Annotated in this window: 25 protein-coding genes and 1 pseudogene; 17 read left to right on the forward strand and 9 right to left on the reverse strand. The window is 68.6% G+C overall.

What is annotated here, in order from left to right:
* Positions 1-5 precede the first annotated feature (5 nt).
* The 5 genes from RBS12_RS04600 to RBS12_RS04620 form a co-directional block, all read right to left on the reverse strand.
* Positions 6-950 (reverse strand): endo alpha-1,4 polygalactosaminidase, encoded by a 945-nt coding sequence (locus RBS12_RS04600; protein WP_307964885.1) that lies wholly within the window; start codon positions 948-950, stop codon positions 6-8.
* Positions 951-1,040: 90 nt separating this feature from the next.
* Positions 1,041-2,045, reverse strand: coding sequence for a GNAT family N-acetyltransferase (locus tag RBS12_RS04605; RefSeq protein ID WP_307964886.1), 1,005 nt, complete (start codon positions 2,043-2,045; stop codon positions 1,041-1,043).
* A 266-nt stretch (positions 2,046-2,311) separates the two neighbouring features.
* Entirely contained in the window at positions 2,312-2,623 is a 312-nt protein-coding gene (locus RBS12_RS04610; protein ID WP_307964887.1) for a GNAT family N-acetyltransferase, read from the reverse strand.
* On the reverse strand, positions 2,623-3,654 hold the full coding sequence (locus RBS12_RS04615) for a pirin family protein (protein WP_307964888.1): 1,032 nt from the start codon (positions 3,652-3,654) through the stop codon (positions 2,623-2,625). Before RBS12_RS04615 ends, RBS12_RS04610 begins: the two co-directional genes overlap by 1 nt.
* Positions 3,655-3,941: 287 nt before the next feature.
* Positions 3,942-4,973, reverse strand: a complete 1,032-nt coding sequence (locus RBS12_RS04620; RefSeq protein ID WP_307964889.1) for a LacI family DNA-binding transcriptional regulator — start codon at positions 4,971-4,973, stop codon at positions 3,942-3,944.
* A gap of 149 nt (positions 4,974-5,122) precedes the next feature.
* On the opposite strand from RBS12_RS04620, the gene RBS12_RS04625 reads away from it, so the two are divergent.
* The 3 genes from RBS12_RS04625 to RBS12_RS04635 all read left to right on the forward strand — a co-directional run bounded on the left by RBS12_RS04625 (position 5,123) and on the right by RBS12_RS04635 (position 7,596).
* Positions 5,123-6,571, forward strand: a complete 1,449-nt coding sequence (locus tag RBS12_RS04625; RefSeq protein ID WP_307964890.1) for a sugar porter family MFS transporter — start codon at positions 5,123-5,125, stop codon at positions 6,569-6,571.
* A 186-nt stretch (positions 6,572-6,757) separates the two neighbouring features.
* Positions 6,758-7,117: a metalloregulator ArsR/SmtB family transcription factor gene (locus RBS12_RS04630; protein ID WP_307964891.1), complete on the forward strand. Its 360-nt coding sequence runs from the start codon at positions 6,758-6,760 to the stop codon at positions 7,115-7,117.
* Entirely contained in the window at positions 7,114-7,596 is a 483-nt protein-coding gene (locus tag RBS12_RS04635) for an SRPBCC family protein (protein ID WP_307964892.1), read from the forward strand. The genes RBS12_RS04630 and RBS12_RS04635 overlap by 4 nt, the downstream gene beginning before the upstream one ends.
* A gap of 245 nt (positions 7,597-7,841) precedes the next feature.
* On the opposite strand, the gene RBS12_RS04640 is transcribed toward RBS12_RS04635, so the two are convergent.
* Positions 7,842-9,251 carry an MFS transporter gene (locus tag RBS12_RS04640; RefSeq protein WP_307964893.1) on the reverse strand — a complete coding sequence of 470 codons (1,410 nt, stop codon included), beginning with the start codon at positions 9,249-9,251 and terminating at the stop codon, positions 7,842-7,844.
* A gap of 123 nt (positions 9,252-9,374) precedes the next feature.
* Here RBS12_RS04640 and RBS12_RS04645 point away from each other — a divergent pair, with 123 nt between their 5' ends.
* Complete coding sequence (locus tag RBS12_RS04645) at positions 9,375-9,923, forward strand: helix-turn-helix domain-containing protein (RefSeq protein WP_307964894.1); 549 nt, start codon at positions 9,375-9,377, stop codon at positions 9,921-9,923.
* 22 nt (positions 9,924-9,945) lie between these two features.
* Here the strand turns inward: RBS12_RS04645 and RBS12_RS04650 are convergent, their stop codons facing one another.
* Together RBS12_RS04650 and RBS12_RS04655 are read right to left on the reverse strand one after the other, a co-directional pair.
* Positions 9,946-10,638, reverse strand: coding sequence for a rhomboid family intramembrane serine protease (locus RBS12_RS04650; protein ID WP_307964895.1), 693 nt, complete (start codon positions 10,636-10,638; stop codon positions 9,946-9,948).
* Between the two features lie 222 nt (positions 10,639-10,860).
* Positions 10,861-11,406, reverse strand: a complete 546-nt coding sequence (locus RBS12_RS04655; RefSeq protein WP_307964896.1) for a peptidylprolyl isomerase — start codon at positions 11,404-11,406, stop codon at positions 10,861-10,863.
* A gap of 166 nt (positions 11,407-11,572) precedes the next feature.
* Here RBS12_RS04655 and RBS12_RS04660 point away from each other — a divergent pair, with 166 nt between their 5' ends.
* The 5 genes from RBS12_RS04660 to RBS12_RS04680 all read left to right on the forward strand — a co-directional run bounded on the left by RBS12_RS04660 (position 11,573) and on the right by RBS12_RS04680 (position 15,503).
* Entirely contained in the window at positions 11,573-12,544 is a 972-nt protein-coding gene (locus tag RBS12_RS04660; RefSeq protein ID WP_307964897.1) for a hypothetical protein, read from the forward strand.
* A 166-nt stretch (positions 12,545-12,710) separates the two neighbouring features.
* Complete coding sequence (locus tag RBS12_RS04665; RefSeq protein WP_307964898.1) at positions 12,711-13,490, forward strand: ABC transporter ATP-binding protein; 780 nt, start codon at positions 12,711-12,713, stop codon at positions 13,488-13,490.
* Positions 13,483-14,241, forward strand: a complete 759-nt coding sequence (locus RBS12_RS04670) for an ABC transporter permease (RefSeq protein WP_307964899.1) — start codon at positions 13,483-13,485, stop codon at positions 14,239-14,241. The genes RBS12_RS04665 and RBS12_RS04670 overlap by 8 nt, the downstream gene beginning before the upstream one ends.
* Positions 14,242-14,274: 33 nt before the next feature.
* Positions 14,275-15,144 carry a glycosyltransferase family 2 protein gene (locus RBS12_RS04675; RefSeq protein ID WP_307964900.1) on the forward strand — a complete coding sequence of 290 codons (870 nt, stop codon included), beginning with the start codon at positions 14,275-14,277 and terminating at the stop codon, positions 15,142-15,144.
* Between the two features lie 8 nt (positions 15,145-15,152).
* A complete protein-coding gene (locus RBS12_RS04680; protein ID WP_307964901.1) occupies positions 15,153-15,503 on the forward strand; it encodes a putative immunity protein in 351 nt (116 codons plus the stop codon).
* 40 nt (positions 15,504-15,543) lie between these two features.
* Here the strand turns inward: RBS12_RS04680 and RBS12_RS04685 are convergent, their stop codons facing one another.
* Positions 15,544-16,449 (reverse strand): DMT family transporter, encoded by a 906-nt coding sequence (locus tag RBS12_RS04685; RefSeq protein WP_307964902.1) that lies wholly within the window; start codon positions 16,447-16,449, stop codon positions 15,544-15,546.
* Positions 16,450-16,555: 106 nt separating this feature from the next.
* On the opposite strand from RBS12_RS04685, the gene RBS12_RS04690 reads away from it, so the two are divergent.
* The 8 genes and pseudogenes from RBS12_RS04690 to RBS12_RS04725 all read left to right on the forward strand — a co-directional run.
* Positions 16,556-17,224, forward strand: coding sequence for a PadR family transcriptional regulator (locus RBS12_RS04690; RefSeq protein WP_307964903.1), 669 nt, complete (start codon positions 16,556-16,558; stop codon positions 17,222-17,224).
* A gap of 186 nt (positions 17,225-17,410) precedes the next feature.
* Positions 17,411-18,421, forward strand: coding sequence for an ATP-binding cassette domain-containing protein (locus tag RBS12_RS04695; protein WP_307964904.1), 1,011 nt, complete (start codon positions 17,411-17,413; stop codon positions 18,419-18,421).
* Positions 18,418-19,260, forward strand: coding sequence for an ABC transporter permease (locus tag RBS12_RS04700; protein WP_307964905.1), 843 nt, complete (start codon positions 18,418-18,420; stop codon positions 19,258-19,260). Before RBS12_RS04695 ends, RBS12_RS04700 begins: the two co-directional genes overlap by 4 nt.
* A 228-nt stretch (positions 19,261-19,488) precedes the next feature.
* Entirely contained in the window at positions 19,489-20,817 is a 1,329-nt protein-coding gene (locus RBS12_RS04705; RefSeq protein ID WP_307964906.1) for an MFS transporter, read from the forward strand.
* Between the two features lie 104 nt (positions 20,818-20,921).
* Positions 20,922-21,512 carry a helix-turn-helix domain-containing protein gene (locus RBS12_RS04710; RefSeq protein WP_307964907.1) on the forward strand — a complete coding sequence of 197 codons (591 nt, stop codon included), beginning with the start codon at positions 20,922-20,924 and terminating at the stop codon, positions 21,510-21,512.
* 11 nt (positions 21,513-21,523) lie between these two features.
* Complete coding sequence (locus tag RBS12_RS04715) at positions 21,524-23,293, forward strand: glycoside hydrolase family 3 N-terminal domain-containing protein (protein WP_307964908.1); 1,770 nt, start codon at positions 21,524-21,526, stop codon at positions 23,291-23,293.
* 169 nt (positions 23,294-23,462) lie between these two features.
* Complete coding sequence (locus RBS12_RS04720; protein ID WP_307964909.1) at positions 23,463-23,996, forward strand: hypothetical protein; 534 nt, start codon at positions 23,463-23,465, stop codon at positions 23,994-23,996.
* A gap of 181 nt (positions 23,997-24,177) precedes the next feature.
* Positions 24,178-24,432, forward strand: a pseudogene (locus RBS12_RS04725) (IS256 family transposase); the annotation flags it as partial.

Raw genomic sequence — 24,432 nt, forward strand, 5'->3', positions numbered from 1 at the left:
GGGCCCTAGGACCGCGCGTCGCACCACTGCTCGTGGTGGCCGGGCTGGCCAACGGGAACGAGGTTGCGGTCGCGTCGCGTGATCTGGATGCGCGTGCCGAAATCGTGGCAGGCCCTGATGAAGGCGCTCTCCGGCTCGTCTGTGTACTCGATGTCCAGAACCTGGGATCCATACACGTCCACGTAGGCGCCGCATTCGGAAAGGGCCCCGCACTCCTCCGCGACGGCGAAGTCGAAGCCGACGGCACGGGCTTGAGAGCTTAGCTCGGACGCGTTCTTCTGTGCGATGACGAGGCCCGCTCGGTGCGCGCGCTCCGCGAGCATGCGCCCGTACGCGAGCGCGTCGGCTTCGCTCAGAAGGCCGCGCGAGCGCGAGAAGGAGTCGAAATTGTCCGCCTCGATCGCCGAGAATCCGTCGCGCGCGCAACCGTCGATCCAGCCGCCGACCATCTCGGCGAGGGCGCGGCGGGCCGCATCCGTGTCGAGGTTCAGAAGCGGCTCGTTCCACTGAGGGTCAATCACGAGCGAGCCGCGAGGGTCGCGGAGCAGCAGTTCGGGATGGTTCTCGCTCCACCAGGCCGTCTCGCCGGGCTGCGCCTGGAACGCGTTGACGTAGCAGATCGAGTACAGCCCGGGCGCCGGCGATTCCTTGCGATCCCGAATGACGATCGCGACGCCGGACGACGGCGGGTACGCCCCGCCAAGCTGATAGCTCAGGCCGCCCGCCGTCGGCGGAAGTCGCGCGGGAGCCGGACTGGCCGGAGTCTGCGCGGGAGCCGGATATGCCGAAGTCGGCGCGGGAGCCGGACTGGCCGGAGTCTGCGCGCCTCCGGAATCGCGGGCAGCGGGCGGCGCGCTCTCGCCGGGGGCGGGAGAGCCGCCGCCCGAGCAGGCGGTCGCGGCACCGAGGGCCAAGAGCCCGACGACGACGACCCCAGGAACCGCGCGCATGAGTCTCACTTCCGTTGCTGGGCCGAAAACGAGACGGACGACGAGGGCAACGGCTGGCTCAGCGGATCCACGGTGGCCAGCGTAGCGTCGTCAAGCCGGCACGGGCGCCGGCAGCGCCTTCTCATAGACGACGTCGGTGCGCACGCGCCGGAACCCGACCCGCTCGTACAGCCCGACGCCCCCGCCGGGACCCTCGGCATCGACCCCGAGGGCCGCCACCCGGAACCCCTCGGCCTTCGCGGCGGCAAGCACCTCCAGCAGCAGCCCGGTGGCGACGCCGCGGCCGCGGGCACGGCGCCGAGTCCCCACGAAACACACATAGAGCTCGCCCGGCACGTACTCGCCGCACAGCACGTAGCCGTCCACCGCGTCGCGGGAGTCGAGCCCTCGATCGGGGCTGAGGGCCACCCGACTCAGCTCGGGCCTGAACGTCGATCCCGATATCTGGGCGACCCACAGGCCATGATCCCGCTCGGTGGCGCCGCGATGCTGGGCGAACGCCTCGTTGTGGGCGCGGCGGGTCGCCTCGGCGAGATCGCCGTCGGCCAGGTCGAACGGCAGCCCGGGCCTCGTCGCGCGGGGCCGCTCCACCTCGAGATGGCTGAGTCCTTCAGGCGACCAGTCCGCGAGGTCGAGCTGGAGGTCCTGCAGATAGCGCGCCGGCCGATAGCCCCGCGCTGCCGCGAGTCTCGCGGACGCCGACCCCGGAATTCCGGCCCAGACCGAGAGCAGGCCGGGTGCTCCGGGATGGCGGATCCCGGCGAGCTGGGCCGCGCGCGGCTCGATCCAATCCATGACCGCGCGGCCAAGGCCGCGCCCCCGCCATCCGGGGTGCACCCCACCGCCCAGAAAAGCCTTCGCGATGCCATCGCGCAGTCCTGCCCCGACGCGAAGTTGCCCGTACGCGACCATGTCCCGGCCCTTCCACGCACCCAGCGTGTCAAGGTACGGGTCGACTCCCGGCTCCTCAAGCTCCTCGGCGAGGTCTTCGGGTGCGTAATGCTCGTCCGAGCCGTCAGCCGTGGACAGGAGGTTGCTGAGCTCAGCCCACGCGGGTGTGTCCGAGGGCTCAATGGGCTTCCACACGATGCTCATGGGATTCCTCTGCGGAGGGAGGGGCCGAATCGCCGCAGAGTCACGGTAGCACCGGAATCGGCGCACTGAATGCCGCCGACGTCCACAGTGTGTGAACTTTGTGCGACAAGTTATCCACAGCTTGTGGATTCACTGGGGATGATTGTCTCGCGAGACCCCGCCCAACGGCCTGCGCAGAGAAGGCCGGGCAGCTTCGCGGACCCGAATCACATGGCTGTAAGTTATCCACGTGGGGAAAGCCCTGTGGAAAACAGCTGTGGATCAGCTCAGTCCTCGGGCGAGACGAAGCCTTCGACCACGAGGTCCTGATACTCGGGGTGGCGACGGAGGAACGCACGCACGTAGGGGCAGTACGGGCGGATCTTGACGCCCCTCGCGCGGACGTCGTCGAGTGCGAACTGCACGAGACGCCCCGCGAGCCCCAGGCCCGAATAGCCCTCGTGGACCTCTGTGTGGTCGAACGCGTAGACCTCCCCCTTCTCCTGCGGGCGATAGAGGGTCATCCCGATGCGTTTGCCTGCGTCGCGGAGCTCGTAGCGGTGAAGGTCGGGCGCCCAGACGATCTCGATCCGGTCCATCACTGCGCGTTCCTTTCTCGAGAGCCACCGCGCGGGCGGAGGCGGACATGGGGAAGTTCGGGGGCGGGAAGCGCGGAGTCGCCCCCCGTAGCCTCGACGACGGGACCGAATGGCACGCCGTCGTCCCCCGGTTCCGCGCCGATCTGGCGCTGCCACGCCGTGCGGAACGCAACGATCTCCTCGTGCCCCCGCCCGACGAAGTTCCACCACATCGTGATCTCCTCGTCGAAGGGCGTGCCGCCCAGGAGCAGGAGTCGGAGCACGTCCCGACCCGCATTCGCGAGCAGCAGCGTCGATCGGCCCGGCGGAACGTACGCAAGAGACCGCTGAGGCACGTCCGCGCCGTCGACGACGGCCGGCGCGTTGTCCGCCAGGACGCCGTGCTCGAAGCTCACGTCGAGATCGAGGACGACGGCGCCGCCCGGGCTGAGCAGGATTTCGGCACCAAGCAGGGGCGTGTGGGTGCGGACGGGCGACGTGCTGCCCGCGAGGCCTCCAAGGAAGACGCGGGCTTCCCCGGCCGTTTCGCCGTCGTGCCCGCGAAGGACGACGACGGGGGGCACGTAGCGCTCGAAGCCCGGTTCGACGTGCCGGGATCCTTCGGGGAGGGCCGTCCACAACTGGGCGCCGTGGAGAACCGTCGTGCCGGGGGTCGAGTATTCGGAATGGTTGATCCCCCGCCCCGCGGTCATGAGGTTGAGCTCCCCGGGGCGGACAAGCGCGTGATGGCCCGCGCTGTCACGGTGCTCAACCTCGCCCGTGAACAGCCAGCTGACGGTCTGCAGACCCGTGTGAGGATGGGGCGGGACGCGCATGCCGCCGGTCCGCGAGACATCGTCGGGACCGTAATGGTCGAGGAAGCACCACGCGCCGATGAGGCTCCGCGCCTTGGAGGGCAGCGTGCGGCGCACCGGCATAGCACGGGGGCCTCCGAGGGGAACGTCCCTCGGCTCGATGAGTTCGATGGCTGGCACCGCGGCGTGCTCGGCACCGCACAGTGTCTCCTGGGGCTCGAGTTCGAGATTGCTCATGGATGCCTCCTTGGCCTGAGCCTATCCGCTGGGACCGACAGCGGCGAGGAGTGCCCCGCGAGGAGCGCCCCCGCCGTCGTCCGCTGGCACCATGCGTTGTGCACTTTCCAACAGGTGCTATCCCCAAAGTTATCCACAGGTGTGAACAATGCCGCCGGCGACAGTGCCCCGTATGCCGATCCGCGCTCGTCATGACGCGGGAAACGGCCGAGGAACTACATGCCTGTAAGTTACCCACACTGTGGACAAGCGCTGTGGACATCCGGGGAAGGGACGGCCTGCGAGGTTCAGCGCGAGCGGCTGCCTCGCGGCGGAGCGGTCGACGCGCGGACAACGAGGGACGGCTCGCTCCTGACGTCGACGGCCGGCGCGTGGGGATCCCGCAGCCGCTCGAGAGCCGCGGCGCCCGCGACGCGGCCGAGCTCGAGCGCGCCGAGGTCGACGGATGTGAGGTCGATCCCCCGGAGCCTCGCGAGCCGCGAGTCGTCGTAGCCAATGAGAGAGAGGTCCTCCGGCACACGGATGCCCTTGGCGTAGGCGGCCTCCCGGATTCCGAGCGCGATCTGGTCGTTGTGCGCGAAGATGGCGGTCGGACGGCTCTCCGTATCGAAGAGGCGCAGCGCGAGGCGCTCCGCGGAGGCCTGGGTGTAATCGTCGGCGACAACGACCCACGGAGGCAGCCCGGCCTCGCGCATCGTCTGCTCGTAGGCAAGCTCGCGGTCCTGGTAGCCGAAGGGTGAGGGCCCCGTGAAGTGCGCGATGCGGGTGTGACCGAGGCTCAAGAGGTGAGCCGTCGCTGCCCGTGCGCCCATGCGGTCGTCCGAATACACGCTGTCCACCCCCTCGATCCGGCGCGCGACGCTCACGACGGGGACGCTGCGCGAGAGTTCGCGGACATGGTCCTCGGAATCGAGGAGCGTGGCCCCGATGACAATCCCGACGCGGGCTTCGATGAGGGACTCGATCCCGGCCCGCTCGGTGCCGCCACTCGAATGGGCGACGCTCAGCACGAGCCGGTTGCGCGCCCCCTCGAGGGCGCCGCGGATCCCGCTCAGGATCTCGGCGTACGTCTCGTTCCTGATGTCGAGGAGATAGAGGCCGACGGCGGAAGCCCGCTTGCTCGCGAGATCCGCCGCCGCCGCATTCTGCCGATAGCCGAGCCTCGCAGCGGCCTCGAAGATGGCCTCCCGCGTCTCCTTGCTCACCCCGGGCGCGCCACGGAACGCGAAGGAGACGAGCGTGCGCGAGACCCCCACGGCACGCGCGACGTCCTCCTGCGTCGCGGGGCGACGGGGATCGCGGGCGGCCTGCGTTGTCACGCCCTCATCCTCCCACTCGGCACGTGGGCGACGGAGAAAGACAGTTGCAAGAAGTTTGTCCGTTTGACCTTACATTAACGTCTTTCGCGCGTTAGTCTGTTCTGTGTGCGAGGTCACGGCCCGCACGCTGCACCGACAAAGGAGTCCTGATGGCTAGTTCACCAACGCAGCTCGGAGCGTCGAATACACCGCTCCCGCCCCTGACCGATGGCCCGCACCGCAAGCGCCTCGGCCTCGTCGCGCTCGTCGCTACGTTCGGCGGCCTGCTCTTCGGCTACGACACGGGTGTCATCAACGGGGCCCTGAGCCCCATGTCCGCGGAGCTCGGGCTGACCCCGATCACGGAGGGCGTCGTCACCGCCTCGCTCGTCTTTGCGGCCGCGATCGGCGCGATCTTCGGCGGGCGGCTCTCCGACGCGTGGGGCCGTCGCAAAACGATCATCCTCTTGGCCGTCCTGTTCTTTGCGGGAACGCTCGCGGTCGTGTTCACTCCGAACTTCGAGATCCTCGTCGTCGGCCGCATCCTCCTCGGCCTCGCCGTCGGCGGTGCCTCGACCGTGGTGCCGGTCTTCCTCGCCGAACTCGCGCCGTTCGAGATCCGTGGTTCGCTCGCCGGCCGCAACGAGCTTGCGATCGTCATCGGCCAGCTCACGGCGTTCGTCGTCAACGCCATCATTGGCAGTGTCTTCGGCAACGTCGGCGGCGTGTGGCGCATCATGTTCGCGATCTGCGCACTCCCCGCCATCGCACTGTTCTTCGGCATGCTGCGGATGCCCGAGTCGCCGCGCTGGCTCGTCGAGAAGGGACGCCACCCGGAGGCCCTCGCCGTCCTGAAGACCGTCCGTACCCACGATCGGGCAGTCGCCGAACTCGCCGACGTCGAGCACGTAGCCCAGGAGGAGCGCGAGAGCCACCAGATCGGATGGCGCGCGATCTTCTCGAACAAGAATCTCTTCCGGATCCTGCTGGTAGCGATGGGCCTCGGGGTGGCGCAGCAGCTGACCGGCATCAACTCGATCATGTACTACGGCCAGACTGTCCTCACGGAGTCCGGCTTCAGCAAGGACGGCGCGCTCATCGCCAACATCGCCCCCGGGGTGATCGCCGTGGTCGGCGGCATCATCGCGCTCAAGATGATGGACCGCCTCGACCGTCGCAAGACGTTCATCACGGGCCTCTCACTCACCACGGCCTGCCATGTGCTCATCGGCATCGCCTCGATGGCGCTGCCGATCGGCAACCCGATCCGTCCCTTCGTGATCCTGTTCCTCGTTGTCGCCTTCGTCGGCTCGATGCAGACATTCCTCAACATCGCCGTCTGGGTCTATCTCTCCGAGATCTTCCCGCTGCACATGCGCGGTTTCGGCATCGGCGTCGCCGTGTTCGCCCTCTGGGTGGTCAACGGGTTCCTCTCGCTCTACTTCCCGTCGATGGTGGCGTCGATGGGTATCACGGGAACGTTCTTCCTCTTCGCCGGCGTCGGTGCCCTCGCCCTGATCTTCGTCGTCACCCAGGTGCCCGAGAGCCGTGGCCGCACGCTCGAGGCCCTCGAGGAAGACGTCACCACGGGCGCCATCTACTTGGTCCACAAGAAGTAGCCACCAGGGCCACGGCCGCTCCGACGAGGCGGTGCCCCGCCCGAACCTCGCGTTCGGACGGGGCACTCCGTTTTGTCTTCGACTTTTGTCCTCGACAGCCCTTGACGCGATCGTTTCGGCGATCTAGTCTCGTGTTATCAACTAGTTAGTTGATCAACAGTTCAGTTGATCTATCGGGAGGACGCCATGACCACTGTCGCAGCCGACCCCGAAACGGCCGAGGAAGACCGGCTCAACCGGGCTTTCGCCGCGCTGTCGGACCCCCTGCGTCGCCGCCTCGTGGCCCGCCTCGCTCAAGGGGATGCCACGGTGAACGAGCTCGCCGAGCCCTTCTCCGTGACCCTCCAGGCCGTCTCCAAGCACATCAAGGTGCTCGAGGACGCCGGCCTCATCACGCGCAGCCGCGACGCCCAGCGCCGCCCCTGCCATCTCGACCCCCAGGCCCTGGCCCGCCTCACGGATTGGCTCGAGGGCTACCGCCAAGCAGCCGAGGAGCGCTACGCACGCCTCGACGCACTTCTCGCATCCCAGGAGAATCCATCATGACCACGACCAAGACCACCGAAGTCTCCGCCGAGCCGGGCCTCCCGTTCATCACGGTCATCCGCGAGTTCGACGCTCCGGCCGAGCGAGTCTACGCGGCCCATGTGGACCCCGAGCTCTTCGTCCAGTGGATCGGTCCTCGCAGGCTTGTGACGACGCTCGACCGCTTCGAACCCCGGAGCGGCGGATCCTACCGATTCGTGCAGTCCGACAATGAGGGCCAATCGTTCGCCTTCCACGGCTCGTTCCACGAGCTCACGGCGCCGCGGCGCATGGTCCAGACCTTCGAGTACGAGGGCGCGCCGGGCCACGTATCGCTCGATTCCGCGGAACTCGAGCCGCTCGACGGCGAACGCTGCCGCCTGACGATCCACTCGACGTTCCAGTCGGTCGAAGCCCGTGACGCGATGCTCCAGGCCGGGATGTCCGACGGTATGAGCGAGGGCTACGAACGGCTCGACGAAGTGCTCGCGCGAGGCTGACGCGGCCTGCGCAGGCGAGACGCAGACGAGATCCAGACAAGACCCAAACAAGACTGTGCACGGGCCCGCAGGCCCGTGCACAGTTTCCACATTCTGTTCGATCTACTTCTCCACAGCTGGGGATAGCGGAGGACGCCCCGCTCGCGGCGTCGCCATCACGGCGGCACCGGGAGCGGGCAAACCGGTCGGTAACTACACCCCTGTAAGTTGTGCACACTGTGGACAACGCCTGTGGATTAGTGTGCTCACACGAGCTTCCGAGGCCTCATGGCCAGCCCCGCCACGGCCGCAAGCGCGAGCACCGAAAGCACCGTCGCGGACCAGAAGCCCGCGCGGCCACCGACAAAGAAGTCGCCCGGCGCGGCAAACGCCGCGAAGGTCGACGCCACGATGGCAAGGCCCACTGCCCCGCCGAGCTGCTGCATCGTCTGGAAGAGCCCCGAAGCGGACCCGGCATGCTCGGGCTCGACGTCGCGCAGCGCGAGTGTCGTGAGCGGCATGAAGGTGATCCCGGCCGAGATGCCCGTGCCGACGAGTGCGAGAGCCACCGTCACGAGGTTGGTACCGGGGCCCAACTGGGTGAGCGGCACGAAGGCGGCGACGCGCAGCGCGGTTCCGATGAGCACGAGGCGAACGGCGCCGACGCGCTCGACGAGGCGCGGAATGATGCGGGACATGGCGAAGATGCTCAAGGGCATCGGCAGGAACGCGAGGCCGGTCACGATCGGGGTGAGGTGCAGGTCGTCCTCAAGGTACTGGACCATGAGGAAGAACATCGCGAGCATGCCGCCATACGTCGCGGCCATGGCCGCAAGTGCGGCGACCCGGCTCGGGCTACGCAGCAGCTTCGGCGCCAGGAGCGGGTGGGACACGCGGCGTTCTGTCACGGCGAGCACCCCGAGGAGCACGGCGCCCACAGCGAACCCGCCGATCGTCCTGGCGCTGAACCATCCGTAGTCGGGCGCCTGGAGCAGGGCCCACACGATCGAGACAGCGCCGCCGGTTGCCGTGATCGCGCCGAGAACGTCGAATCGCCCGGGCCGGCGCGGGGTTTCGGCGACAAGGCGCGGAACGGCAAGCAGGACGACGATGCCGATCGGCACGTTGATGAAGAGCGTCCAGCGCCAGCTCGTTGTGTCCGTGAGGACACCGCCGAGGATGAGGCCGAGGGCACCGCCCATGGACGCGATGGCCGAGAAGAGCGCAAGGGCACGATTTCGGGCTCCCTCGTCGCGGGCGTTCGTCGTGATGAGCGCGAGCACGCTCGGGGCGGCGAAGGCCGCGCCGAGGCCCTGGAGGGCGCGGGCGACGACGAGCAGGAGCGGGGATGTGGCGAGGCCGCCGAGGAGCGAGAACAGCGTGAAGGCCGCAACGCCGACGAGGAACGTGCTGCGGCGGCCCAGGACATCGCCGACGCGTCCGCCGAGCAGCAGGAGTCCGCCGAAGGCGAGGGCGTAGCCGTTGAGAACCCAGCTGAGCTCCGCCCGGGAGAAGTTGAGGTCGGCGGCGATGTGCGGGAGCGCGACGTTCACCACGGTCGCGTCGAGGACGAGCATGAGCTGGGCCAGCATGACCAGCCACAGGCCGGTGTTACCGGTCCGCGGGCTGGAGGGCGCCGCCGGAGCGGGCGTGCGCAGAGCCATTGTGGGTGCCATGAGGATTGTGTCCTGTTCTAGCCGGAGAGAGCTGACGTACACTAAGAGGAGAGAAGCTCCGGTTAGAACTATACGGAGACACTCTCCGCTTTGCAATGGCTTTCTGAGAAGGGTTTGGTTTCAGTGCGCGCAGACGCTCGCCGCAACCGCGATCGCATCGTCGACGTTGCGCGCGCCCTCTTCCGCTCCAAGGGCTTCGACGCCGTATCGATGGATGAGGTCGCCAAGGCGTCGGAGGTGGGAACCGGAACGCTCTACCGGCACTTCCCCACGAAGGAGACGCTGTACGACGCGGTCCTCGAGGCGTGGGCAGACAAGGTCAACGCCGCCGTCGACGCCGCGCTCGACCTCAACGCTCCAGCCCGCGATCAGCTGCTCGCGTGGCTCACGGAATACGCGGCGATGCTCACGGCGCACAAGGGGGCGGCCGCACGGATCACCGCGTCCCTCGGCGACCCGGGGTCGCCCTTCGCCGCGAAGTGCGAGACGTACCTCAGCGCGAATCGGCGCATGATCGACGGACTCGGCCCAGCACTGCGCGCAGACGTAGAGCCCATGCAGGTGTGCCGGATCGTGGGCGGGGTCGCCGCCGTCGCCGACAGCAGCGAACTCCCCGCGGAGACCATGAAGGGGATGCTCGAGATCGTCGCAGACGGGCTGCTCGCGTCCTGACTCGCCGATCGGCCGTGAGCGGTCAGACGGCCGACGTCGGCAGCGACCCTCCGAGCATCCTCGCCCGGGCAAAGGCGAGGACCACGAGCAGGGCGGCGACGAGCGCGAGCCCGCCGATCTGGACGACAAGCTGGAAGCGGCCGCGCGGCGCATAGGCGATGGCCGCCGTCGTGAGCCCACCCGTGATGAGCCCGCCGAGATGTGCCTGCCATGCGATGCCCTGGATGACAAAGCCCAGCACGGCGTTGATGCCGATGAGGATGAGGAGCTGGCTCACGTCTCCCCCGCGCTGGCGGACGACGACGAAGAGCGCACCGAAGAGGCCGAAGATCGCCCCCGAAGCGCCGATCACGCCGTTCATCGAGACGGGCGTGAGCACGAAGAAGCCCACGGATCCGCCGAAGGCCGAGATGAGGTACACCGCGAGATAGCGGACCCGCCCGAGCACGGGCTCGAGGACGCGCCCGAAGATCCACAGCGTGTACATGTTGAGCACGATGTGGAGGACGAATCCCTGGGAATGCAGAAACGCGCTCGTGAGCATGCGCCAAGGCTCGGCCGCCGTGAGCGCCGTCGCGTACGCAAAGTCCTGATAGACCTCATCGTTCGGGAGAAGCCACTGGAGCGCGTACACGGCCACATTGACGGCGATGATCACCCACGTGACAACCGGCTGGCCTGATCGGCCCACCCGCGCGCCGAAGCGGGTCCTCACCGGCGGCGCCGAGAGCTCCCGCACGCAGTCGACGCAGTGGATGCCGACCGCGGCCGGCCGCTGGCACTCTGTGCACGTGGGGCGCCCGCACCTCTGGCATCTCACATAGGAGATCCGATCTGGGTGGCGAGGGCACACGGGCACGGCGGCCGGCTCCGCGGGCGACATTCCATAACTCATTCGGAATATCTCAGACGTCTATATATTCCAGTTAGAGGATATTCAGAGCTGCTCGACCTCGATCGACGTGATCACGACGTCCTGGACGGGCCGGTCCTGCATGCCCGTGCGAACACCCTCGATCTCGTCGACAACCTTCTTCGAGGCCTCGTCGGCCACCTCGCCGAAGATCGTGTGCTTCCCGAAGAGCCAGCTCGTGTCGACCGTCGTGATGAAGAACTGCGAGCCGTTCGTGCCCTTGCCGCCCTGGATGCCCGCGTTGGCCATCGCGAGCTTGTACGGATCCTTGAAGTTGAGCTCGGGGTGGATCTCGTCGTCGAAGCGGTAGCCGGGGCCGCCCACGCCCTTGCCCAGGGGATCGCCGCCCTGGATCATGAAGTCCTTGATGATGCGGTGAAAGATCGTGCCGTTGTAGAGGGGCGTGCCGGACTTGTCCTCGCCCGTCTCGGGGTGCGTCCAGGACTGCTCGCCCGTCGCGAGTCCCACGAAGTTCTTCACGGTCTTCGGCGCGTGGTTGCCGAAGAGGTTGACCACGATGTCGCCGTGGTTCGTGTGGATGGTTGCCTTGGCGGTTGCGATAGCGCTCATGGGCTCATTGTTCCATGCGCCCCTGCAGGCCCACCGGGCGGGGCCAAGGGTTCTGCGGTCGGTGAAATCGCCGGTCCGCGGCCCGCCGAATGCCCTGCATCCATAGCATCCGGCGGCGGGCTCTCGTAGGCTGACGAGTGGACCTAGCAGATCTCTGGAGGTAACCGTGAAGAAATCACTCGAGAAGACCGTCGCGGAAAGCGTCGAGAACGCACGCGAATGGGCGCAGCCCCGCGTCGACGCCGCCGTGGAATGGGCCGTCCCGAAGATCCAGCAGGGTCTCGATGCCGCGTCGCCGATGGTCCAGGAGGGCCTCAAGACGGCGGCGCACAACCTCGCCGAGGGCGTCGCCACCGTCACGCCCAAGATCCAGGAGGGGCTCTCCCACCTCGCCCCGAGGATCACCGAGATCGTGGACACGACGGCGCCGCGCCTCCACGAAGCGGTGGACAAGGCGGGGCCGGCCATCAAGGAGGCGGCGGAACAGGTCGTTCCGCGCATTTCCGAGGGCCTCGCAGCGGCCGCAGAGACGGTGAACCGAGGCCTTGCCGCGGCGCCGGGCCAGGTCGACGCCGTCGCGGCGCGCCTTGCCGAGACCGGCATCGTCCGGCAGGCAGACGCCGCCGCACGCGAGGCCATCGGCGCTGCGCAGGAAGCCGTCCAGCAAGTCGCGCAGAAGCCGGCCAAGAAGCGCCGCGGGCTGCTCATCTTCGGTGTCATCGCAGCCGCGGCGGCCGCGGGAGTGGCCGCTTGGCGGGCAGCCAAGCCCGTCGAGGACCCTTGGAAGACCCCGGTTCCCGTCAAGCCCGTGGCCGTGACCCCGCCGTCGGGCGCCGATTCCGGTGCGACGGAGTCCAGCGCGGCTCCCGAGGCGAGCGACGCCGCAGGCGCGGGAGAGGCGAAGGCCGACGAGGCGCCGTCGTCCGACGTCATCGAGCCCGCCCCCGTCCCCGCGAGCGAGGTCGCCATGGGCCCCGAACACTCCGAGGGCGAGCCCGCCGAAGCCGCGGGCGCGGGCGAAAGCACGGAAGGCGAGCCCAAGGGCGAGGCCAAGCACGTCGCGACGGACGCCTCGACGGCGATGAAGAACATCCACAACGCGAGCCGCGGCGAGGACGAGGCGGGCGCTAGCTCCTGACCCCCACCGCGAATGGCCGGCTCTTCCCCGCGAAGAGCCGGCCATTTCTCTGGCCCCCGCGATCCACAGCAGACTCTCAGGATCGGGGTCGACTCGTGCTCAGGACGGGCGCACATTCTGGACCTATCCTCATGGTGGAAGGTCCCGACGGCGCGGAGGTGGCTCGGTGGGCGATGCAGAGCGGCCGGCGATTCTCGAAGTACGCGAGCTCGTAGTCCGCTATGGCTCGCAGACAGCCGTGGACGGACTGGGCTTCTCGATCCTCCGAGGGGAGATCTTCGGCCTCCTAGGGCCGAACGGCGCGGGGAAGACGACGACGCTCAGCGTCATCGAGGGCCTCAAGAAGCCCGTGAGCGGGAGCGTCTCGGTTGACGGCGCCTCCCCGATCCACGCACCGCTCGCCGTCAAAGCGAAACTCGGCGTCCAGCTACAGGCCTCGAGCTTCCAGGCCGAGCTCACCATCGAGCAGCTCGCGCGCCTCCACGCCGGCCTCTACGGGCTCGACCTCCCGCGCCGCGCCCTCAGGGACCGTCTCGCGGACGTGGGCCTCGAGCAGGAGGCGGCCAAGCCGTTCAAGAAGCTCTCGGGCGGCCAGCAGCAGCGGTTCTCGCTCATGGTCGCCACGATCCACGATCCGCCGATCCTGCTCCTCGACGAGCCCACCTCGGGACTCGATCCCCAATCGCGGCGCCAGCTGTGGGACCGCATCGAGAGGTCGCGCGAGGCCGGCGGGAGCGTGCTCCTCACGACGCACTCGATGGAGGAGGCTCAGGCCGTCTGCGATCGCGTCGCCATCATCGACCACGGCCGGCTCCAGGCCCTCGGCGCGCCCGGGGAGCTCGTGGCCATGCACCGCGACGATCCGCGCGTGCGCGCCGTCGCCCGCGGCGACGTAACGCTCGAAGACGTCTTCATCGGGCTGACAGGAAGTGCCATCCGTGACTGAGACCGCCGCCTCGCCCATGCCCCAACTCGGCCTCACGCTGCGATCGCTCGTCCGCGCGGACGCGACCGTCCTGCTGCGAAGCCGCCAGGCGCTGATCCTCAACTTCGTGCTGCCGATCATCGTCCTCGTCGTGACCAACCGCGGCAGGTTCGGGAATCCCGGCTTCCTCATCGGGATGGCCATCACGTACGGCCTGCTCTCCTCGGCGCTCATCGGCTACTCGACGACGGTGGCCAGGGACCGCGAGGCCGGGGTGTTCCAGCGCCTTCGCGTCTCCCCGACCCCGACCTGGGCCATCATGGCGAGCCGCCTCGGGGTGCAGCTCGCCACGAACCTGGCGGTCGCCGTCGTCGTCATGGTGGTGGGGAGCATCATCCACAGCACGGCCTTCACGGCAGGCGATTACCTCCTCATCCTCGTGGTCTCGCTCTTGGGCGCTGCCGTGTTCCTGAGCCTCGGACAAGCGCTCGTGGGCCTTGTGAGGTCCGCGACGTTGATCAACGCGATCGGCCGGGTGCTGTACATCCTCCTGATCCTCACGGGCATCCTCGGATCCACCGGAATCCTCGGCGACGACTTCAAGACCTTCGCGTCATGGACGCCCGTGGGCGCCCTCATCAACTTGTACTCCGCGGTGCTGAACCTTGTGCCGTGGGGCTCCGACGAGACGACGGCCCTCATCGCGTGCCTCGGGTACATCGTTGTGTTCGCTGGGATCGGCATCCGCTGGTTCCGGTGGGACCCGCAGTAACCGAGACCTCCGCGCTTTGCTAGATTGGGGCTGATGGCTCCTGAATCCGCCTCCTCGTCGGCGTCGCACACGACCGGCCGTTCGAGCGTGTCGATCGTCGTTCCCGCGTACAACGAAGAGAGCGTCATCCGCCAGTGCGTGACGGCGGCCATCTACCAGTCGGTCCCGGCGCTCGAGATCATCGTCGTGGACAACATGTCGAAGGATTCGACGGCGTCGATCGTGCGGCAGATGCAGCTCGAGTACCCCGAGGCCGGCATCCGGCTCTTGAGCCAGGACACGGACCAGGGCCTCATCCCGACCCGCAACTTCGGGCTCGACGCGGCACGCGGTGACATCCTCGGCCGCATCGACGCGGATTCGCTCCTCGAGCCGGACTGGGTTGAGGAGGTCGTCAAGGCTTTCGCCGATCCGTCGGTGGAGGCCGCGACGGGCCCGGTCGTGTACTACGACATGCCGATGCGGCGCTTCGGCCTCAAGGCCGACGACAAGGCGCGCCAGCTCATGCTCAAGCTGGCGAAGCATCAGTATCACTTCCTCTTCGGGTCCAACATGGCGCTGCGCCGGGGCGCGTGGCACACCATCCGCGGCGAGGTGTGCCGCGATGAGCGGGACGAGATGCACGAGGACATCGACCTCTCGCTTCACCTCGCCGAACACCAGCTGCGGGTCCAGTACTGGCCCAACATGATCTCGGGAATGTCGGCACGGCGCCTCGAGGATTCGCCGCGGGATTACCGCTACTACGTGACGCGCTTCGACCGCACGTACAAAGCCCATAACGTCAAGAAGATGGCCCTCAAGGCCCCCATGGTCGTGTTCTTCTCGCTGTACTTCCCCGCGAAGCTCCTCCGCGCGATCCACACGGCGAACACGACCTCCGTCAAGCGCGGCGGAATCTGAGGCGCGCCGTGGCGGCGGGCGGGGAGAGCGCGGCGGAGCACCGAGCGCACACACTCATGGCGGCCGAGGCGGCCAGCCGCGTGCTCGTCCTCTTCGAGCGCGAGCGACCCGGCGACGCGCGGCCTCGGCGCGCGGTCGAAGCGGCGTTCGCGTGGATCAGGGGAGAGGTCGACGACGCCGAGGCACGCGCCGCGTCCGTCGCTGCCGAGGCCGCGGCCAAGGAGGCGACGGGGGAGGCGGCGCGGTCAGCGGCGCGCTCGGCAAGCAACGCGGCCGCGTCGGCCCATGTGGTCGACCGCGCGAAGCGGGCCGTCGCCTACGCCGACCGCGCGCTGCGGGAAGCGCGCGACGCCCAGTAGCCGCGTTCAGTCTGTAGCCGCGCTCAGTCCGTAGCCGCGCTCAGTCCGTTCCGAGTTCGGGCTGGACGTTCGGCTCACGTTGTGAGCGGCGCTGGCCCAGGACGACGACGGCGAGGCCTGCAAGGATGAGCGCGAGCCCCGCATAGGTGCCGGCGGGAACCACCTGGTGCAGGAACACCGCGGCGAGGATCGCCGCCCCGGGGATCTCGAGCAGGATGATCATCGAGACGACGAGCGGGCTGTACTTCGCGACGAGGTGGTTGAACGCCGTATGCCCCACGAGCTGCGCCGCGACCGTGATCGCGACGATTCCCGCCCAGCCGATGGGCTCGAACCCGGCGAGCCGCTGCCCCGACGCGAGCGCGAGGACGGCCACGATCGCGGCGCACACCCCGTAGCACAAGGTCGTGTACGTGCCGGTCCCCATCGTCTGCCGGGCCTTGCTGCCCGCCATCGTATAGAGCCCCGCGAGAATCCCGCCGGCAACGGCGAGGAGGTCGCCGACGGCGGCGTCCCGCGAGCCGCCGAGGTCGAATCCCGTGATCGCGACGACCCCGGCGAACGAGACGCCGAGGCCGAGGACGACGGCGCCCGGCAGCCTGCGCCCGCGGACCAGCGAGAAGAGGGCGATCCACCCCGATTGGAGGCACACGAGCGCGGTCGACGCCGCGACGGTCGTGAGCGTGAGCGAGAGGATGAAGCACACGAAATGGAACGCGAGCGCGAGGCCGGCCAAGGACGACCACATGTACTCGCGCCGGCGCAGCCGGCCGAACTGCCCAGGGCTTCGGATGGCCACGGGGGCCGCGAGGACGACGGCCGCGAGGGCGTTGCGCCAGAACGCGATCGCAAGGGCTGTGACGGAGCTTCCCGCGAGCGTCGCGGCGATGAGCGGACCAGAGGCGGAGACGCCGAGGACGCCGAGCGCTGCGATGAGGAGGTTCACCGCCTCACTCTATGCCGCTTGACCTCCTACTCCATTGCTAATACTCTAAATGAAGTATTCGGCATCGGATACCTGGCTCACATCGCGGATAGAAGGCAGGCGGACCATGGCGAAGCGACCGGTTTCAAACCCCCTGGCGCTTGCAGTGCTCGCGTGTGTGTGGGAACGCCCTATGTACCCGTACGAGATCACCACGACGCTGCGCGAACGCGGCAAGCAGGACAGCATCCGCCTCAACTTCGGCTCGCTCTACGCCGTCATCCGCTCTCTCGAATCGCACGGCCTCATCAAGGCCGCCCGGACCGAGCGCGAAGGCAACCGCCCCGAGCGGATCGTCTACGAGATCACGCCTGCCGGCATGACCGAGGCCCTCGACTGGTTGCGGGACCTCCTCGCGCGGCCCGTCAAGGAGTACCCGGACTTCGAGGCCGGTCTCTCCCTCCTGCCGATTCTGACCCCCGCCGAGGCCCGGGCGTGCCTCGAGGAGCGTCTCGAACGGCTCGACGCCGAGATCCGAGACCGGCGGGCGCTCGACGCGAGCGCGAGCGGCCTCCCCGAACTTTTCCTCATCGAGTCCTCCTACCGCCTCGCGATCCAGGAGGCAGAGCGGGCCTTCGTGGCCGACCTCCTCGAGCGGATCGACCACAAGACGTTCGGCGGCCTCGACCTCTGGGAGGGCCTGCATGCCGCCCTCGCAGCCGGAACCTCACGCGACGAAATCGCCGCACAGCTCGCGGCACGACTCGGAGAGGGGGCAGGAACAACACCGGCCTGACCGGCCCGCCGCATAGCTCGCGGCACCACGAAGAACGGCGGCCCGGATGCGCCAACATCCGAGCCGCCACCACCCAAGTCCTCCAGTGTCACCTGTCGCCGCGCCGTTGAGCGCTGCGTTCGCCTCGGGGTACGGCCATTCTACGGCCGGCCCCGCGGGGAGGACCCTCAGCGAAGGAATCCACCCATGTCACCAAAAACAGCGTCGGGGAACGCCCCGGCGATCACCGCCGTCGACCTCGCCAAAACCTACCCCGGCGGCCGCGGCAAGCCCCCCGTCAAGGCCCTCAACGGCCTGAGCTTCGGCGTTGCCGCTGGCTCGGTCTTCGGCCTCCTCGGCCCGAACGGGGCCGGCAAGTCCACCGCCGTCAAGATCCTCTCGACGCTCTCCCGCGCGGATTCGGGCGTCGCGGAGGTAGCGGGCATCGACGTCGCGCGCCACCCCGAGAAGGTGCGGGCCGCGATCGGCTTCGTCGCGCAGAAGTCCGTGTGCGATCCCATGGACACGGGGTACGAGAACCTGGTCCTCGCAGGGCGGCTCCAGGGCCTTGCCGGGAGCGACGCGAAGGCCCGGGCCCGCGAGCTGCTCGCCCGGTTCTCCCTCACGGACGCCAAGGACCGCCTCGTCAAGACCTACTCGGGCGGGATGGCCCGCCGGCTTGATGTCGCCGTCGGCCTCATGCACCGCCCCGCCGTCCTGTTCCTCGACGAGCCGACCACGGGCCTCGACCCCGAGGCCCGCGCGGACATGTGGAACGAGATCGAGTCGATGGCCTCGACCGAGAGCATGACCGTGCTCCTCACGACCCACTACCTCGACGAAGCGGACCGTCTCGCCGGCCGGATCGCGATCCTCGACGGCGGGCGCATCGTCGCGAGCGGCAGCCCGGACGAGCTCAAGCGCGAGCTGCGCGGCGACGCCGTCATCATCGAAATCGCGCTCGACGCCGACCCCGCCCGGGCGAAGGCCGCCGTCGACCGGCTCGCCTCCGTCCGGGACGTCACGGACGACGCGCGGATCATCCGCGCGCGCACGGACGACGGCGCCGCGGTCCTCCCGCACGCCCTCGCCGCGCTCGACGCCGCGGGAGTCGCCGTCGCCTCGGCGACCCTCGCCCGTCCGAGCCTCGACGACGTGTATCTCCGCCACACCGGCCGCGCGTACTCGGCGGCCCAGGCCGAGGAGGTGGCGGCATGAGCCAGTCCTTGAGCACCCAGCCCGCCCGCGCGGCCCGTTCAGCCCGCCCGACGCGCTCAACAGGAGGCTCGGCCCTCGCGCACACCGCGTTCCTCACCGCGCGGCTGCTCCGCGGCTTCTGGCGCATGCCGGTGTACCTCGTCATGAACCTCGTCCAGCCGATGATCTGGCTCCTCCTCTTCGGGCAGCTGTTCAAGTCGGTCGCGGACATCCCGGGCTTCTCGAGTGGGAGCTACGTCAACTTCATGACTCCCGGGATCGTCATGATGATGGCGCTCTTCGGCAGCGCGTGGGCCGGGACGACGTACATCCAGGACATGGCCCGCGGCGTCATGGACCGCTTCCTGACGTCGCCCACAAGCCGCGGCGCCCTCATGGTGTCGACCATGCTGTTCCAGGCCGTGCTCACGATCATCCAGACGGCGGTCGTCCTGCCGATCGCGTGGCTCACGGGGGCAACGTTCGACGGCGGCTGGTCGGGTCTCGTGATCCTGTTCGCCGCGGCGGTGCTCCTGACGTTCGTGTTCTCGGCCCTCTCGAACGCGGTGGCCCTCATGGCCCGCGAGCAGACCGCGCTCATCGGCATCTCGCAGCTGCTCTCGTTCCCGCTCATGTTCCTGAGCTCGGCCATCATGGACACCCGGCTGTCCCCGCAGTGGGTGCGCGACGTGGCACGGTTCAACCCGTTCGAGTGGGCGGTCGCGGCGGGTCGCGGCGCGCTCACCGCGTCGCCCGACTGGGGGAGTGTGTGGGGCCACCTCGGGCTCCTGGCCGGCCTCGCCGTCGTTATGGGAGGGCTCGCGACGGCGGCGTTCCGCGCCTACCAGCGCTCCGCCTGAGCTGTTTTCTCGTTCCCTCGAGGGGCCCGGCATCCGCGTGCCGGGCCCCTCTTGTCTTCATCTATTGAACACAATCTCCTCTGATCTAGGCGCAAAACTGAGTAACGTTCAGTTTTTTTGGCCAAATCCCTTGTCTAGCGCACGCTCTACCCTTAACGTCTTGTATTCATGGGGCACCGGTGCGCGATGGCGCGGTCGGCGCCGTCGTTCATCAATGGAGATCAAGCAATGTCAGAGCAGACACCCCTCGTCGGCCAACGTGGGTCCGGCGGACCCTTCGTCACTCTCGTCACCGGCACGGAAGGTCCGCGGCAGCGCGCACCGCGTCCCGTGGTCTACGGCATGGCGCTCGCGCAGTTCGGCCTCTTCGTCGCGCTGCTTGCGCCGGTGACCGTCAGCCTCGCACTCAAGGTGCAGACGCTCGTCCCCGCGGCCGACGCAGCCGCGGCGACCGGCGGCGTGCTGTCAGCCGCGGCCTTCGTCGCGCTGATCGCCAACCCCGTCATCGGGCGCCTCTCGGACCTCACGCTCTCGCGCTGGGGCCGTCGTCGCCCGTGGATGTTCGGCGGCGCCGTCGGCTTCGTCGTCGCCCTCGCGATCGTCGCCCTCGCCCCGAGCGTTCCCGTGGTCCTCGCAGGTTGGGCCCTCGCCCAGCTCACCGGAAACATGATCCTCGCGCCGCTCCTGACCACCATCGCGGACCAGGTCCCGGAAGAGCAGCGCGCAAGCGTCTCGGCCAACGTCGGAGTCATGCAGAACCTCGGCATCCTCGCGGCCGCGTATGTCGCGAGCTGGTTCGTGAGCAACATGCTCCTGCTGTTCGTCCTCCCGGCCGCCTTCGCCTTCCTCACGGTCGCGCTCTACTGCTTCATCCTGCCGGACAAGCCCATCACGAAGCGTCCCGAGACGGGGGGCTGGAAGGTCTTCGTCATGACCTTCTGGGTGAACCCGCTCAAGCACCCCGACTTCGCCTGGGTATGGATCTCCCGCTTCCTCGTCGTGCTCGCGATGTTCCTCTTCATCACGTTCCGCCTCTTCTTCCTCCAGAAGGAAGTCCACCTCGAGACCGGCGCCGCGGTCGGCGCCCTCACGACCGGCGTGCTCATCAACACGATCGCCCTCGTCGTCTTCGCCAAGATCGGTGGATGGCTCTCGGACAAGACGTCGAACCGCAAGGGGTTCGTCATCGCGGCAACCGCCATCTTCGCCATCGGCACCGCACTCCTCGCCGTGACGCACGACGTCCCGATGTTCTACGTTGTCGAGGCCGTCATGGGCATCGGCTACGGCGTCTACACCGCCGTCGACACCGCCCTCGTCGTCGACGTCCTGCCGAACCCCGATGATTCGGCCAAGGACCTCGGCGTCCTCAACATCGCCAACGCCCTGCCCCAGTCCCTCGCGGGGAGCGTCGGCGCGATCCTCCTCGGCCTCGGCGGAGGAACGGAGAACTACGGCGCGCTGTTCTGGGGAGCCGGCATCGTCGCTTTCCTCGGCGCCGTCACGATCCTTCCGGTGCGCAGCGTCGCCCAGCGCCACGCCGAAGGCCACAACTGACGCCAAGCGGCGCGGGGCGGATCCACGCCGATCCACCCCGCGCCGCTCAGCCGGCCGACTGGCTGCCGGACCGAGGGACCGGTGAGAGCGGCAAGAATAGACGCATGAGCCGTCGTCCGGGATCGTACACAAAAGGCGTCGCGAAGCGCGAGGAAATCTTGACCGCCGCGCTGCAGGTCATCGCCGAGAAGGGGTACCGAGGAGCCTCCGTCCGCGAGATCGCCGACGCGGCGGGCATCAGCCAGGCCGGAATCCTGTACTACTTCAGCTCGAAGGAAGAGCTCTTCGCCGAGATCCTGCGCAAGCGCGACGAGCTCGACTCGGCCGCCTACGTGGACGACAAACCCGGACATTGGCTCGGGACGATGCTCCAAGTCATGCAGCACGATACCGAGGTCCCCGGCCTCTCCCAGCTCTACGCCCAGCTCAGCGCGGAGGCCACCGACCCCGAACACGCGGCGCGCCAGTTCTTCGCGGACCGGTTCGAGAAGTTCCAACAGGTCCTCGCCGACGACATCCGCGTCCAGCAGGCGGCCGGAGCGATTTCCCCGGACCTCGACCCCGAGCGCTTCGGGCGCATCGCCCTCGCCATTGCGGACGGCATGCAGCTGCAGTGGCTCATCGATCCCGGAGTCGACATGGTCGACCACATTCGCTACGCCCTCGGTCTCCTCGCGGGGAGGCCGACCGACTGAAAGAGAGTTCCATGACGATTGACACCCGGTATCGGGACGCCGCGCTTCCCACGTCGCAGCGCGTCGAGATCCTCCTCGGGCAGATGACGCTCGAGGAGAAGGCGGGGCTCTTCTTCCAGAACATGATCGCGATGGGCGACGGCGGTGCCCTCGCCGGCGAGAGCCCCGAGTTCAGCCTCCCATCGACCGAGGAGTACGTCCTCGGCCGGCACATGACCCACTTCAACCTGTTCGGTGCCGCCCCCGACGCCCGCACGATCGCCGAGTGGCAGAACCGCCTCCAAGACCTCGCCGCCTCCACGCGCCTCGGCATCCCCGTGACCCTCTCAACCGACCCGCGCCACTCGTTCACCGACAACCCCGGCACCGCGATGCACGCGGGACCGTTCTCGCAGTGGCCCGAGCCTCTCGGCCTCGGCGCCGTCGGCGACTCGGACATGGCCCTCTGCTTCGGCGACACGATTCGGCAGGAGTACACCGCCGTCGGCCTCCGCGTCGCGCTCCACCCGCAGATCGATCTCGCAACCGAGCCGCGCTGGGCGCGCCAGGTCGGGACGTTCGGCCAGGACGCCGACCTCACGACACGCCTCGGCGTCGCCTACATCCGGGGTCTTCAGGGGCCGGCGCTCGGCACGGAGTCGGTCGCGGCGATGGTCAAGCACTTCCCGGGCGGCGGGCCGCAGAAGGATGGCGAGGACCCGCACTTCGCGTACGGGCGCGAGCAGGTCTACCCAGGCGACAACTTCGACTACCACCTCAAGCCGTTCGAGGCCGTCATCGACGCCGGCGCGAGCCAGATGATGCCTTACTACGGCATGCCCGTCGGGACCGACTACGAAGAGGTCGGATTCGGATTCAACAAGTCGGTGATCACAGCACTCCTGCGCGAGCGGTACGGCTTCGACGGGATCGTGTGCACCGACTGGGGCCTCATCACGGATTCCGTCATCGCGGGCGATCCCTTCCCGGCCCGCGCGTGGGGCGTCGAGCACCTCTCGCCGGCGAAACGCATGGTCAAGGCCCTCGAGGCCGGCGCCGACCAGTTCGGCGGCGAAGCCGATCCCAGCCTGCTGGTCGAGCTCGTGCGTTCGGGCGCCGTCTCGGAGGAGCGCCTCGACGTCTCCGCACGTCGTCTCCTGCGGGAGAAGTTCGTCCTCGGCCTCTTCGACGATCCGTATGTGGACGCGGCACGCGCCGAGAAGATCGTCGGCAGCGCGGGGTTCCGCGCTGCCGGCAACGCCGCCCAGCGCGCCTCGATCACGGTCCTCGCGAACCGCGCGCCCGCCGGCGGAGCAACCCTTCCGCTGTCCCGCGGCGTGCGCATCTACGCCGAGGGATTCCGGCCCGGGGATCTCGCCGCATACGGCGTGCGGGTCGAGGCTCCCGAGGACGCCGACGTCGCGATCCTCCGCGTCGCCGCCCCGTTCGAGAAGCGTTCGACGGCGTTCGAGAACTTCTTCCACGCGGGCTCGCTCGAGTTCCCGGCGGACGAAGCCGCACGCATCCTCCGGATCGCCCGGATCGTCCCGACGGTCGTCGACGTCTTCCTCGATCGGCCCGCCATCCTCACCCCGTTCGTCGAGGACGCAGCTGCGATCGTCGCCAACTTCGGGGCCTCGGGCGAGGCCCTCCTCGACGTCCTCTTCGGCGCCGTGCCACCGCGGGGGCACCTCCCGATCGAGCTCCCGTCGAGCATGGCCGCCGTCGAGGCCTCGCGTCCAGACGTGCCCTCGGACACCGCGGACCCGCTGTTCCCGTTCGGGCATGGGTTGACGTACTGACCCTGGTCCGCGGGACCCCCGCGCTCCGGTCCACTTCTTCCCGTCAGAAACCGCGTCGCGCGGAGACGCGCCGCGTCCGGGACTGATTGGGAAACCACAACCGGGCTGGAGCGCGGGCTACTGCGCCATGGATGGACTGCCGGAGCCGCAGGACACTAGATTCTGGGACATGGGTGTGCGCTCGTATACAGCGGGGGATCTCTGGCACGCGTCGCAGACGCTCACAGAGGCCTTCGACCGTGACCCGTTCGCGCAATGGCTCTTCCCGGAGTCGGACGCGCGGCGCGAGTCAATGAGCGCGACGTTCACGAGCCTGCTCACCTCGCCTCCCACTGGCTCGATCATCGAAGTAACCGACGATCTCGACGGCGTCGCGGTCTGGCTCGAACCGGGGCACCCCCTCAGCATCGAGCCGCCCCCTCACGCAAACACGGCGGTCGCTCGGATCTTCGCGGAGATCGCGGCCGCAGCTCCGGCCGGATCGTTCTGGTACCTGCACTTCATCGGGGCGCGGCATGCCAACCGCGGCGCAGGATCAGCGCTGCTGCGGCACCGCCACGCTGAGATCGGCGGGACGGCCTCGGCCCTGTGGACCGGTGCGGAGCGCAACCTCGAGTTCTACCGCAAGAGCGGATATGTCGAGAAGAGCCGGCACACCGCCGGCGGGGCTACCGCATGGTGGCTGTCCAGACAGCTCGCCTGAGCCCTCCCGAACGGAACCCATCGCGTGCTCCAGTCCGTTTCTTCCAGTCGGAACCCGCGTCGGGCCGAGACACGCCGCGCCCCCGACCGGGGTTATAGGACAAAACGTGGGGATGGGATTGGCCTGGATCCCAGTGTTGGCGCGGGAAATTCGGGGTCGTCTTACTCTGTGACCCTTAGGCGTGAGGGTTGCTTCCAATTCGACGTCCTGCCGGGTATGCGGGTCCGTCCTGGTAAAGAACGGGCGGACCGCCGCGGGGACGCAGCGGTGGAGGTGCGTCTCGTGCCGGGCCGGGACCACTCGTCGGCGCCCCGACCTGTCCCGCAGGCACGAGCTCGAGGCCTTCCTCGGCTGGCTGCTGGGAAAGGACACGCAGGCCGAGGCCGGCCTGGGCCCCGACCGCTCGTTCCGGCGCGTCACGGCGTGGTGCTGGAAC

Source organism: Sinomonas sp. ASV322 (assembly GCF_030908245.1).
Classification (GTDB): domain Bacteria; phylum Actinomycetota; class Actinomycetes; order Actinomycetales; family Micrococcaceae; genus Sinomonas.